The following is a 13,052-nucleotide window of genomic DNA, read 5'->3' as shown; positions in this document are numbered from 1 at the left end:
GCCTGCGATAAGAACGCGGCGGCGCGTCAACGTGCTCCCTCCCCCCTTGTGGGGGAGGGTTGGGGTGGGGGGTAGAAGTTTGGAGCCGCTCATCCTTGCCTCAAGCAATTACCCCCACCCGCTCATCGTCGCTGCGCTCCGATGAGCGACCTCCCCACAAGGGGGAGGTGAAGAAGAAAAGCGTCACCGCACGGCCTTTGCCGCCTTGGCTTCGTCCCACCACCAGACGGTGGGAAAGGCCGAGGCGCCGTATTTCGGCATGGTTTCCGGATGGCTGAAGCGGTCCCACCGCGCCGTGCGCTGGAACGGATAGCTCCACTGCGGCACGACGTAGTCGTTCCACAACAGCACGCGATCGAGCGCATGCGTCGCCGCCACCAGTTCTTCGCGGCTCTTGGCGAAGATGACGCGGTCGATCAGTTTGTCGATTGCCGGATTCTTGATGCCGATCTGGTTGCGCGAACCCGGACGGTCGGCGGCCTGCGAGCCCCAGAACTCGCGCTGCTCGTTACCCGGCGACAGCGATTGCCCCCACGACGCGACGATCATGTCGAAATCCCATTGCCGCAGCCGGTTCTGGTACTGCGACACGTCGACCGTGCGGACACTGACCTCGACGCCGATCTTCTCCAGCTCCGCCTTGTAGGGCAGAACGACACGCTCAAAAGTCGGCTGGACAAGAAGGAATTCGACCGACAGGCGTTCACCGGTTTTGACGTTAACCAACTTGGTGTTCTTGATCTCGTAACCGGCCGCGCTGAACAGCTTGAGCGCCGCACCCAGATTCATGCGCTCTGACTGCGGTTTGCTGTAGTCGGGATTGGTGTACGGTTGCGAGAAAAGTTCGGCCGGCACTTGCGAACGCACGCTTTCGAGAATCTCCAGCTCGAGACCCTGCGGCACACCGGAACTGGCCAGCTCGGTGCCGAAGAAATAGCTGTCGATGCGCTTGTACGCACCGTAGAACAACTGCTTGTTCATCTTGTCGAAATCGAACGCATAGTTGAACGCCCGGCGCAATCGGGCATCCTTGAATTTGTCGCGACGGATATTGAAGGCGAAACACTGCATCACGCCGCTGCTGGTCTGCGGAAACTCTTCGCGCACCACCTTCTTCTGCTGCACCGCCGGGAAATCGTAGGCGGTCGCCCAGTCCTTGGCGCTCGACTCGGAACGGAAATCGATCTGGTCACCCTTGAAGGCTTCGAGCGCGACGGTCATGTCACGGAAATATTCGTAACGGATCTGCGCGAAGTTGTTGGTGCCGATATTGACGTTGAGGTCCTTGCCCCAATAGTCGGCGACCTTCTCGTAGACGATGGTGCGGCCCGGCGCGAATTCCTTGACGCGATAGGGTCCCGAACCGAGCGGCGGCTCCAAAGTCGTCGCGGTGATGTCGCGCTTGTTGCCGGACTTGTCCGTCCCTTCCCACCAATGCTTCGGCAGAATGGTGAGCTGGCCAACGATATGCGGCAGTTCGCGGTTCCCCGGCATGTCGAAGGTGAAGGTGATTTCCCGCTCGCCCGTCTTCTCGGCCTTGGTAACGTGGCTGTAATAGGCGGCGAGATCGGGGCGGTTCTCCTTGAGGACGTTGAAGGAGAAAATCACATCGTCGACGGTCACGGGCTTGCCGTCATGCCAGCGCGCTTTGGCATCGAGGCGATAAGTGACCCAGGAGAAATCGTCGGCGTAGCGCACGGCGTCCGCCAGCAGCCCGTATTCGGTCGAGACTTCGTCAAAGGCCGGCGTCATCAAAGTCTCGCTGATGAGGCTGGTGCCCATGGCGATGTTGCCCTTCACCATCGCCACGACTTCGTTGAAGTTATCGAAAGTGCCGAAGCCCGCCATGCGGACAGTGCCGCCCTGCGGCGCGGCCGGATTGACGTACTCGAAATGCTTGAAGCCGGCGGGATATTTCACATCCCCGAACAGCGACAGGCCGTGCTTCCACGGTCTGTCCTGCGCCGTGGCCACAGCCCCAAACGACATCGCGCCGAAGCCTCCGAGCGCCGGTGCGGCGACGGCTGCGGCGGTGGATTGGAGGAGACTGCGTCGGGAAATTTTCATGGGCGGGCCGTCTTGTCGAAAAGTCGTGGGTCCAAACGAGGTTCCGCCGGCTCAGGACGCTATCTTGGCCGACCCTGTCGAGTTCGGTTCCGATTATGTCGGTTTTTCGGTCCCCGGCCAGCGCCGACGGCGCGGAACACCCCGAATGCCCTCAAATCTCCGTGGCCAATCGCCGCAATTACAGGCCCGTAATGAAACGGCCGGGCTTTTGGGGCCCGGCCGTCGAAACGAGGGATTGCGCGAAAGGCTACTTGGCCGCCGCGGCCGGCAAAGGCTGCGGGCTGTCGGACAGCGAGCGCAGATAAGCGATGACATCGGCGCGGACAGTGTCGCGCGAAAGGCCGGCGAAGGTCATGTTGGTGCCCGGGATGGCGCCACGCGGGTTCTTGAGGAACACATTGAGGTCATCGTAGGTCCACTTGCCGCCCTTGGCCTTCATGGCGGCCGAGAAGTTGAAGCCGCCGCGGCCGGTGCCGACTTCGTGGCCGACGATGTCATAGAGGTTCGGACCGACGCGGTTCGGGCCGCCCTTTTCGAAGGTGTGGCAGGAGGCGCATTGCTTGGCGGCGGCTGCACCCTTTTCCACTGAAGCGCTGGCTAGCAGCACGGCGATCGGCTTTTCCGGTTCAGCCGGCGCCGCAGGGCCGCCCTTGCCCTCTTCCTTGACCGCGATGGCGTAGCCCGGCTTGGCCGGCGCCTCCGGGGCAAACAGCGCCGAAGCGCCGATGTTCAGCGACAGCAGGGCCAGACAGGTCGCCAGCACGGCGCCGAGAATCTTGTTCAGTTCGAAAGAGTTCATGGAAAACGGTTCCCGAAGAGGGGATGCGGACCAAACCTGGCGGACAAATAGCCGGTTTGCCGGCCCTGTGGCAACCCGTATAAGCCCGTCCACCCGCTACAATTTGGTGCCCCGGAAGCCATGACTGCGACCATCATCCTCATACCGGCCCGCATGGCCTCAACCCGGCTGCCCGGCAAGCCTTTGGCCGATATCAACGGCCTGCCGATGATCGTCCAGGTGCTGCGGCGAGCCCATGAGGCCCACATTGGCGAGGTCGTGGTGGCGACCGATTCCGAAGCCGTGCAGGCGGCGGTTGAAAAGGCCGGCGGCCGCGCGGTGATGACCGCCACCGACCACGCCTCCGGTTCGGATCGGATCTTCGAAGCGCTGGAGATGGTGGACCCCGAGCACCGGGTGGCCCAGATCGTCAATGTCCAGGGCGACCTGCCGACCATCGCGCCGGGCGATATCCGCGCCGCGCTCGGACCGCTCGCCGACCCGGCCGTGGACATCGCCACGCTGGCCGCCGTCATCCACGATCCGGCCGAACTGACCAACCCCAACGTGGTCAAGGCCAAAGGCGTCACGATCGGCTCCGGCCATATGCGCGCCACGACCTTCACCCGCGCCGACGCCGAGGGCCCCGGCCCGCACTATCACCACATCGGACTTTACGCCTACAAACGCGCGGCGTTGGAGCGTTTCGTCAAGCTGCCGCCTTCGGCCAATGAGCAGCGTGAGCGGCTGGAGCAACTGCGCGCGTTGGATAACGGCATGCGCATCGACATCGCCGTGGTGGGCTCGGTGCCGCTCGGCGTCGACACGCCCGAAGACCTCGAGAAGGCGCGCAGAATGCTGGCCGGTTGACTCGGCTCGCCGCCAGCGCGTACCCCCTCCGCCACACAAGGCAGGAATGACATGGCCACCAAGAAAATCATCTTCCAGGGCGAACTCGGCGCGAATTCAGACATCGCCTGCCGCGAAGCCTATCCCGATTACGAGCCGGTGCCCGCTGCCACGTTCGAGGATTGCTTCACCGCGCTGGAAAGCGGCGATGTCGATCTCGGCATGATCCCGATCGAGAATTCGGTGGCCGGCCGTGTCGCCGACATCCACCACCTGATGCCGACCGCGAAGCTGCACATCATCGGCGAGTGGTTTTTGCCGATCCGCAATCAACTGATGGCGCCGAAGGGTGCAACGCTTGCGACCATCAAGACGGTGCAGAGCCATGTGATGGCGCTCGGCCAGTGCCGCAAGGTCATTCGCGACCTCAAGCTCACGCCGGTGATCGGCGCCGACACGGCCGGATCGGCGCGCGAAATCGCCGAAGCGAATGACATCACCCGCGCCGCCATCGGCTCGCGGCTGGCCGCGGAAATCTACGGCCTGAATATCCTGAAAGAGAACGTCGAGGACGAGTCGAACTCGACGACGCGTTTCGTCGTGCTGTCGCCGGAGAAAAAATGGGCCAAGCCCGGCAACGGCAAGGTCATCACGACTTTCGTCTTCCGGGTGCGCAACCTGCCGGCCGCGCTGTACAAGGCGATGGGCGGTTTTGCCACCAACGGCGTCAACATGACCAAGCTCGAGAGCTACATGGTCGGCGGCAACTTCTTCGCCACGCAGTTCTACGCCGACGTCGAGGGCCACCCCGACGACACCGCGCTGGTTCATGCGCTGGAAGAGCTCGCTTTCTTCTCCAAGGAATTGCGTATCCTCGGCGTCTATCCCGCGCACCCCTATCGCAACACGTTCAAGGAAGACGGCGAGGACTGATCGCAAAGACCAATCACTTGGTCATGCGGTCTTCGGCCTTGAAGTACTTGCGCGCGTGGGCGACGAGCTGTCCGTCGCTCGGATGGTCGACGGTCTCGACCCCGGCGATCAGCTTCTTCAGCGGCGCGTCGTGGCTTTCGATGTGCTTCACCAGTTGATTCTTGGCGTTACCCGGTCCAGTGATGAGCACCGCGCCGGCATCCGCGACGGCCTGCGCCACGGCGTGCAAAAACTCGTGGTCCGCCGGGGCATGGCCCGGTCCGAGTTCGCCGGCCTTATGGTGCAGGTGCTTGGCCGGCTTGTCCGGGTGGATGACCTGCTTGTCGGCGTCGGTCGGGTTGAAATGGAAAACCCGCGCCTCGCGGTGATCGATCCAGACGATGGCGTGATAGTGGCTCATGACAAATCCCTTGGATGAAGAATGCGACCCGTCAGGGCCCTGTTTCGGCTCGGACCATGCCGCGGGCCGGGCCCGAGTGTTTTGATCTAGCGCATGATTGTGGCGACGCCGCGCACCCCTTGATACCAGCCGCGCAACCGGTTGAACTGCGGCGACAGGCAGGCGCTGAACGCCGGCCGTGCGGGAGGGATCATGACGACGACTGACAAGGTGGCCCTGGTCACAGGGGCCGCGCGCGGCATCGGGCTTGCCGCCGCGAAGCGGTTTCTTGCCGAGGGCTACAAGGTCGCGCTGCTCGACATCAATTCCGAGACCTTACACGCCGCCCATGCGGCGCTGGCCCATGAACACGACATCATGGCTATCGAATGCGACGTGGCGCAGCCGGACGCGGTGATGCTGGCCTTCGACGCCGTCGCCCGCCAGTTCGGGCGGCTCGATGCCCTGGTCAACAATGCCGGAATCGCGGTCTTCAAGCCGATCCTCGACGTGACTTATGAAGACTGGTCGCGGGTGATGGCCGTAAACCTCACCGGGCCGTTTTTGTGCGCGCAGGCGGCGGCGCCGATGATGCGCGACGGCGGCGGCGGCGCGATTGTGAATATTACTTCCATCTCGGGCTTGCGAGCGTCAACGCTGCGCACCGCCTACGGCACCAGCAAAGCAGGCCTAGCCCATCTTACCAAGCAGCAGGCGGCGGAATTGGCGCAGTACAATATCCGCGTCAATGCGGTGGCGCCCGGTCCGGTCGACACGGCGATGGCGAAAGCCGTGCATACGCCGGAAATCCGTGCCGACTATCACGACCACATGCCGCTCAACCGCTACGGCCTCGAGGAAGAACTGGCGGAAGCCATCTTCTTCCTGTCGAGCGAACGGGCGAGCTACATCACCGGGCAGATTTTGTGCGTCGATGGCGGGTTTGATTCGACGGGCATTGGATTGCCGACGCTGCGAAAGCAGATGAGGAACAGCTAGTCAGCGCCTTCACCGTTCGCCCCCGCGAAAGCGGGGGCCCATCTTTTCTGGGTTCCCGCTTTCGCGGGAACGAACGGAGGATGTGGCGATGCGCTATTTCTTTGCGTCTTCCCACCACGCCACAAACTGTGGCGACAATTTCCGCAGCCGCTCGATATCAACGCGCCCTGAACGCGTGATGTAGCTCATCGCGAAATCGGCGGGCTTGAGCTTCATGTGCTCGCCGAAATGCTCGTACCAATTGGCGCTATCATTGGCGCCGCCGACCAACTTTTCCAGCACCGGGCGGCGCGCCGCCTCGTAGGCAGCAAAGGCCGCCGGCACATTCGTAGGGTGAGCGGCGAGCGCCTTGTCGAGCGCGATGGCGTCTTCCAGCGCCAGCCGCGTGCCGGAGCCGATAGAGAAATGCGCGGTGTGCAGCGCGTCGCCCAGCAGCACATATTTGCCATGCGACCAGCGTTCGTTATGCACCAGCGGAAACTGTCGCCAGATCGAATTATTGGCGATCAGCGGCTCGCCATCGAGGGTCGCGGCGAAGATCTTCTCGCAGAATGCCTGCGATTGCACCGGGTCCATTCCCGCCAGCCCGGCGCGCGCGAACGCGTCGGCGCCGGTTTCGACGATGAAGGTCGATCGGTCCGGCGCGTAGCGGTAGTGATGCGCGTTGAACGGCCCCCACTCGGTGTCGACGAAGGTCTGCGTCAGCGTCTCGAACACCTGGCCGGTGCCGAACCAGGCGAAACGGTTGGTGAGATGCCCGACCGTGGCGCCGAGTTCGTTCGCGTAGGTGCGGCGCACCAGCGAATTGACGCCATCGGCACCGACGACAACGTCGAATTCGTTGAGCTCATCCAGCGATTTCACCGCGCAGCCATAGATCGCCGTGACATTCACCGACGCGGCGCGCGCCTGCAGCAGCTTCAGCAGTCTGAGCCGTTCGATGGCGGCAAAGCCGATGCCATCGATGACGATGCGCTCGGCGGGATGGTTGAGCGTCATGTCGCGCCAGGATTCCATCGCCGGCACGACGGCGGCATAGGTCTCCTCGTCGTCCTCGCGCAGGAATTCGAGGGCACGGTCGGAGAACACCACCCCGAAGCCGAAGGTTGCGTCGGCCGGGTTCTGCTCGATCACCGTGACGTCCGCGTTGGGCACGCGGCGCTTGATCAGGAAGGACAGGTACAGGCCGGCGGGGCCGGCGCCGAGGATGGCGATGCGCATGCGCCAAGTGTGTCACAGCGCGGGGGTAAGAGGCAGGGAAACATAGTTCGGCACTTGTCGTCCCCGCGAAGGCGGGGACCCATACGTCGTGATCTATCGATAGGCTGCGGAGTATGGGTCCCGGGTCTCCCTTCGGTCGCCCGGGACGACAATCACTCAAATCGTCTGATTATACTCGCCAACCTCGGGGTGCTTGCGCAGCACACCGTCGACCGCCTTGAACATCTCGCGCATGCGAGATTCGGAGACCGGGCTTTCGACCACGACCACCAACTCCGGCTTATTCGATGAGGCGCGCACCAGCCCCCAGGTGCCGTCGGCCACGGTGACGCGCACGCCGTTGACGGTGACCAGATCGCGGATCGGCTCGCCGGCAAAACGTATGCCGTCCTTCTTCAGTTCCTCGAAGTGCTTCACCACGGCGTCGACGATGCCGTACTTCTTCTCGTCGTCGCAGTGCGGCGCCATGGTCGGCGAACCCCAGGTTTTGGGCAGCGCCTTGCGCAGGTCGGCCATGGTCTTGTCCGGGTTACGGTCGAGCATGTCGCAGACCGCCAGCGCGAAGATCATGCCGTCGTCATAGCCACGGCCGAACGGCTTGTTGAAGAAGAAATGGCCCGACTTCTCGAAGCCGGCAATGGCGCCGAGCTCGTTGACGCGGCGCTTGATGTAAGAATGGCCGGTCTTCCAGTAATCCACCTTGACGCCATTGGCCTTCAACACCGGATCGGTGAGAAACAAGCCGGTCGATTTGACGTCGACGACGAAGGTCGCATTCTTGTGCAACGCCGACATGTCGCGCGCCAGCATGACGCCGACCTTGTCGGCGAAAATTTCCTCGCCCTCGTTGTCGACGACACCGCAACGATCGCCGTCGCCGTCGAAGCCGAGCGCGACGTCGGCCTTGTTCATGAGCACCGCATCACGCATGGCGTGCAGCATCTTCATGTCTTCGGTGTTCGGATTGTAACGCGGGAAGGTGTAGTCGAGATCGCAGTCGAGCGGCACCACCTCGCAACCGATGGCTTCAAGAATGCGCGGCGCAAACGCGCCGGCGGTGCCGTTGCCGCAGGCCGCGACGACCTTGAGCTTGCGCTTGATCTTCGGCCGCTTGGTGAGATCGGCGATGTAGCGCTCGGGGAAGTTCTCGACGAAATGATACGAGCCGTTGCCGGAGAGATTGAACTTCGCCTCGAGCACGATCTCCTTCAGCCGTGTCATTTCCTTCGGCCCGAAGGTCAGCGGCCGGTTGGCGCCCATCTTCACGCCGGTCCAGCCATTGTCGTTGTGCGAGGCCGTGACCATGGCGACGCACGGCACGTCCAAGTCGAACTGGGCAAAATAGGCCATCGGCGTCATGCACAGGCCGATGTCGTGCACCTTGCAGCCGGCCGCCAGCAGGCCGGAGATCAGCGCCATCTTCACCGAGGCCGAATAGCCGCGGAAGTCGTGGCCGGTGACGATCTCCGGCTTGACGCCCATTTCCTTGATCAGCGTGCCGAGGCCCATGCCGAGGGCCTGCACGCCCATCAAGTTGATTTCCTTCTCCAGGAGCCAGCGCGCGTCGTATTCGCGGAAGCCGGTCGGCTTCACCAGCGGCGAGGACTCATAGGCATAAGTATTCGGCTGCAGCGCAGGCTTGGGGGTCGGATACATCAATTCCTCGAAGGGGATAGCTGGGAAATCGGGGAGGACAATAAGGCCGCGAAATTGCCAGTTGCTTACTGTAACGCTTAGGCCCGGCAAATTGCTCCGCAAAAGCCGCCCGAATAAAGGCAGATATTGGTTGTTTGCGACATTCGTATGCCGCGCCGGCGGTACCTTCAGGTCTCCCGCAGCTTAAGTCCCACGGGGCTTGGCCCGGCGGGTCGGCAATGCCGAGGCTGGATCGTCCGGCCAGGGGTGACGCGGGTAACGGCCGCGCATCTCCGTGCGGACATCGGCATAGGAGCCGCGCCAGAAGCCCGGCAGGTCGCGGGTGATCTGCACCGGTTTATGACCGGGGGACAGGAGTTCGATCACCAGCGGTATCCGACCGCCGGCGATCGCGGGATGCTTCGACAGGCCGAACAATTCCTGCAGGCGGATGGAAATAGTGGGCCCCTGCTCGGCCTCGTAATCGATGGCGGCATTGGTGCCAGTCGGCGCGGTGAAATGCGTCGGCGCTTCGTCGTCGAGACGGCGGCGCAAATTCCACGGCACAAGATTGCTCACGGCGTCGAATAATTCGCCGGCCGATATTTGGCCGCGCGCGGTCTTGTCCATGAGCACCGGCTCGAGCCACTCGGTCGCGGTGGCGGCGAGCCCCTCGTCGGACATGTCCGGCCACTCGTTGCCTTCGGCTTTGCGGAGAAATTCAACGCGGGTGCGCAATTGCAGCGCCGCCTTGCTCCAATCGAGTTTGCCGAGACCCTGCGCAATCAGGCCCTGCGCGAGGATGTGCGCCGTGTCGGCGTCGGGCGTCACCTGCTTGATCTGCTCGGCGAGCACGATCGACCCGAGCCGCCGCGTGCGCCGCGCGCGCAGCGAGGCGGAGGCATTGTCGAAGGTCACGGCGTCGCGATCCTCGATCCTGTCGGCGAAGCTCGCTTCGATCTCCTCCAGCGAAATCGGCGCAGCCAGCACAATGCGGCTGGCATTGGCGGCGCCTGTGAGTTCGGCGACGACAATGAACGACTCGCGCGCCAGCGACGATGCGGCATCGACCTGCCCGCCACGGCCATTGGCCAGCAGGAAAGCGCCGCCACTACCGCGGTTCTTCGCGACGCGGTCGGGATAAGCGAGCGAGAGGATGGCGCCGACCGACGTCTCGCCGCCGCCATTGCCGGTAGCCCAGCGCCTCGCCATCGCCCGCGCATCCTCGGCGCGCCGCGAGCGATCACGGCGGAATTGATCGAGCCGATGCGTGAGGTCCACATCGTCGCCGCCGAGGCCGCGCTCGGTGAGGACGGCCGCGATATTCGCCGCCATGTCACCCGCGCCCGCTTCGCCGGCGTCCACCACCATGCGCGCGAGCCGCGGCGGCAAGGGCAGCGCCCGCAGCTTGCGGCCTTCCTCGGTGATGCGGCCCTGCGCGTCGAGCGCGCCGAGCTCGGCAAGCAACGCCTTCGCCTCTTTCATCGCAGCGGCAGGCGGCGCATCGAGGAAGGCGAGCCCGGCAGCATCGCTCGCGCCCCATTGCGCCAGATCGAGCACGAAGCTCGACAGATCGGCCGACAGAATCTCCGGCCGCGTATAGGCATCGAACGAGCCGGTCTGCGGCTCGTCCCACAGCCGGTAGCAGACCCCTGGCTCGGTGCGGCCGGCGCGGCCGCGGCGCTGGTCGGCGGCGGCGCGGGACACGCGTACCGTCTCGAGCCTCGTGAGGCCGACATCGGGCTCATAGCGCGGCACCCGCGCCAGACCGCTATCGATGACGACGCGCACGCCTTCGATGGTCAGCGAGGTCTCGGCGATGGAGGTCGCCAGCACCACCTTGCGCTTGCCTTTGGGCGCCGGTGAAATGGCGCGGTCCTGGTCGCGCGCCTCCAGCGCGCCATAGAGCGCGACGATATCGACATCGCCGTCGCGCACCTCCTCCCTGAGCATCGTCTCGGTGCGGCGGATTTCGCCGGCGCCGGGCAAGAACACGAGCAGCGATCCCGTATCGGCGCGCAAAGCGCGCCTGACCGCATCGGCCACTTGCAGCTCGATGCGCTCGCGCGGATCGCGACCGAGATAGCGCGTCTCCACCGGAAAGGCGCGGCCTTCGCTCTCGACGATGGGCGCGTCGCCGATCAGCGCCGCGACGCGCGCGCCGTCGAGCGTCGCCGACATCACCAGAACTTTCAAATCGTCGCGCAAGCCCTGCTGCACATCCCTTGCAAGGGCGAGACCGAGATCGGCGTCGAGCGAACGTTCATGGAATTCGTCGAACAGCACGGCGGCGATGCCGTCAAGCGAGGGATCGTCGAGCACCAGCCGCGTGAAAACACCCTCGGTGACGACCTCGATCCGCGTCTTCTTCGAAATCTTGGAGCCGAAGCGCACGCGCAGGCCGACGGTTTCTCCGACCTGCTCACCCAAGGTCGCAGCCATACGCGCCGCCGCGGCGCGGGCGGCGAGCCGGCGCGGCTCCAGCAGCAGAATCTTCTTGTCCTTCGCCCAGGCTTCGTCGAGCAGCACCAGCGGCACGCGCGTGGTCTTGCCGGCGCCGGGCGGCGCCACCAGCACGGCCGCCTCGCGCCCGCGCAAGGCCTCGGTCAGGCGCGGCAGCGCTTCGTCGATGGGAAGCGGTGAAGAGAATGTTCGCATGGACACCCAGTCGTCATCATCCGTGAAAGCGGATGATCCAGTATTCGCAGGCGTCACTTATACGGCGAAACCGGGGCTACTGGCTCCCCCGCTTGCGCGGGGGATGACGGCTTGTGGATTTGGCGCAGGCGGCGGTCACTTCTTCCCCCGCCCGACACCCTCATAGGCAAAGCCATGCCGGGCGAGTTCGTCGGGGCGGTAGATGTTGCGCAGGTCGACGAGGACGGGCTTGGCCATCACACCCTTGAGCCGGGCGAAATCGAGCGCGCGGAATTGCTCCCACTCGGTAACGATCACGAGCGCCGAAGCGCCCTGCGCGCAGTCATAGGGATCGTTGCAGAAGGCCACGTTCTTGAGATACTCGCGCGACTGCTCCATGCCGACCGGATCGTAGGCGCGCACGCTCGCGCCCATGTCCTGAAGCGCGGCGATCAGCGGAATCGACGGCGCCTCGCGCATGTCGTCGGTGTTCGGCTTGAATGTCAGGCCCAGCACGGCGACGGTCTTGCCACGAATGTCGCCGTTCAGGGCATGCGAGACCTTGCGTGCCATAGCCCGCTTGCGATTGTCGTTCACCGCCACCACGGCCTCGACGATGCGCAGCGGCGAGTCATGATCGAGCCCGGTCTTCAGCAGCGCCAAAGTATCCTTCGGAAAGCATGAACCGCCATAGCCCGGCCCGGCGTGGAGAAATTTTGAGCCGATGCGGTTGTCGAGACCGATGCCGCGCGCGATCTCCTGCACGTCGGCACCGGCCTTTTCGGCAAGGTCGGCAATCTCGTTGATGAAAGTGATCTTGGTGGCCAGAAATGCATTGGCCGCGTATTTGATCAGCTCGGCGGTGCGCCGTCCGGTGAACATCACCGGCGAGCGGTTGAGATAAAGCGGCCGATAGAGTTCGGTCATCACCGCCCGCGCGCGCTCGTCGTCCGTGCCGACGACAATGCGGTCGGGATGCTTGAAGTCCTGGATGGCCGCGCCCTCGCGCAGGAATTCCGGATTCGACACCACCGCCACATCGGCGGCATCGCCCCCCTGATTTTGCCGCGCCTCGCGAATGATGCGCTCAACCTCGTCGCCGGTGCCGACCGGCACCGTCGATTTGGTGACGACCACCGTGAAGCCGTCGACCGCGGCGGCGATCTCCTTCGCGGCATCGTAAACGAACGTTAAATCGGCATGGCCGTCACCGCGGCGCGACGGCGTACCGACGGCGATGAACACCGCGTCCGCCTGTTTGACAGCGGCGGCGAGGTCCATCGTAAATTTGAGCCGCCCCGCCTTCACATTGGCGTTCACCAACTCGGTCAGACCCGGCTCATAGATCGGCACTTTCCCGCCATTCAAGGCGTCAATCTTGGTCTTATCCATATCGACGCAGGTCACTTCGTGACCGAAGTCTGCAAAGCAGGCCCCTGACACGAGACCAACATAGCCGGAACCGATCATCGCAACGCGCATGTCTTAACCACACCCATCAGGCCGCCGTTGGTTAATCAAATGATATCGTGGCCACCCGCGGTGTCTAGCAGA

Annotated in this window: 10 protein-coding genes; 3 read left to right on the top strand and 7 right to left on the bottom strand. The window is 64.0% G+C overall.

Going from position 1 to position 13,052, the window contains the following annotated elements; translation table 11 throughout:
• Positions 1–183 precede the first annotated feature (183 nt).
• Positions 184–2,067: an extracellular solute-binding protein gene (locus tag E8Q40_RS03830; RefSeq protein WP_137043139.1), complete on the bottom strand. Its 1,884-nt coding sequence runs from the start codon at positions 2,065–2,067 to the stop codon at positions 184–186.
• Positions 2,068–2,314: 247 nt separating this feature from the next.
• Positions 2,315–2,866 carry a cytochrome c family protein gene (locus E8Q40_RS03825; protein ID WP_137043138.1) on the bottom strand — a complete coding sequence of 184 codons (552 nt, stop codon included), beginning with the start codon at positions 2,864–2,866 and terminating at the stop codon, positions 2,315–2,317.
• Between the two features lie 120 nt (positions 2,867–2,986).
• Here E8Q40_RS03825 and E8Q40_RS03820 point away from each other — a divergent pair, with 120 nt between their 5' ends.
• Together E8Q40_RS03820 and E8Q40_RS03815 are read left to right on the top strand one after the other, a co-directional pair.
• Positions 2,987–3,715 carry a 3-deoxy-manno-octulosonate cytidylyltransferase gene (locus E8Q40_RS03820; RefSeq protein WP_137043137.1) on the top strand — a complete coding sequence of 243 codons (729 nt, stop codon included), beginning with the start codon at positions 2,987–2,989 and terminating at the stop codon, positions 3,713–3,715.
• A gap of 51 nt (positions 3,716–3,766) precedes the next feature.
• Complete coding sequence (locus E8Q40_RS03815) at positions 3,767–4,627, top strand: prephenate dehydratase (RefSeq protein WP_137043136.1); 861 nt, start codon at positions 3,767–3,769, stop codon at positions 4,625–4,627.
• Between the two features lie 13 nt (positions 4,628–4,640).
• Here E8Q40_RS03815 and E8Q40_RS03810 read toward each other — a convergent pair whose 3' ends face one another.
• On the bottom strand, positions 4,641–5,027 hold the full coding sequence (locus E8Q40_RS03810) for a translational machinery protein (RefSeq protein ID WP_137043135.1): 387 nt from the start codon (positions 5,025–5,027) through the stop codon (positions 4,641–4,643).
• 189 nt (positions 5,028–5,216) lie between these two features.
• Between E8Q40_RS03810 and E8Q40_RS03805 the strand changes: the two genes are divergently transcribed.
• Positions 5,217–6,005 (top strand): SDR family NAD(P)-dependent oxidoreductase, encoded by a 789-nt coding sequence (locus E8Q40_RS03805; RefSeq protein WP_370455276.1) that lies wholly within the window; start codon positions 5,217–5,219, stop codon positions 6,003–6,005.
• A 93-nt stretch (positions 6,006–6,098) separates the two neighbouring features.
• Here E8Q40_RS03805 and E8Q40_RS03800 read toward each other — a convergent pair whose 3' ends face one another.
• The 4 genes from E8Q40_RS03800 to E8Q40_RS03785 all read right to left on the bottom strand — a co-directional run bounded on the left by E8Q40_RS03800 (position 6,099) and on the right by E8Q40_RS03785 (position 12,980).
• Positions 6,099–7,226 carry an FAD-dependent monooxygenase gene (locus tag E8Q40_RS03800; RefSeq protein WP_137043133.1) on the bottom strand — a complete coding sequence of 376 codons (1,128 nt, stop codon included), beginning with the start codon at positions 7,224–7,226 and terminating at the stop codon, positions 6,099–6,101.
• A gap of 156 nt (positions 7,227–7,382) precedes the next feature.
• Complete coding sequence (locus E8Q40_RS03795; protein ID WP_137043132.1) at positions 7,383–8,882, bottom strand: phosphomannomutase/phosphoglucomutase; 1,500 nt, start codon at positions 8,880–8,882, stop codon at positions 7,383–7,385.
• 183 nt (positions 8,883–9,065) lie between these two features.
• A complete protein-coding gene (hrpB, locus tag E8Q40_RS03790) occupies positions 9,066–11,519 on the bottom strand; it encodes an ATP-dependent helicase HrpB (protein ID WP_205995669.1) in 2,454 nt (817 codons plus the stop codon).
• A 135-nt stretch (positions 11,520–11,654) separates the two neighbouring features.
• Positions 11,655–12,980 carry a UDP-glucose/GDP-mannose dehydrogenase family protein gene (locus E8Q40_RS03785; protein WP_137043130.1) on the bottom strand — a complete coding sequence of 442 codons (1,326 nt, stop codon included), beginning with the start codon at positions 12,978–12,980 and terminating at the stop codon, positions 11,655–11,657.
• Between the last annotated feature and the right edge of the window lie 72 nt (positions 12,981–13,052).

The sequence above is a fragment of the Pseudolabrys sp. FHR47 genome (genome assembly GCF_005153485.1).
In the GTDB taxonomy this organism is placed as follows: domain Bacteria; phylum Pseudomonadota; class Alphaproteobacteria; order Rhizobiales; family Xanthobacteraceae; genus Pseudolabrys.
The sequence above is the reverse complement of the archived record's forward strand: the minus strand, read 5'-3'. Positions and strand labels throughout refer to the sequence as shown.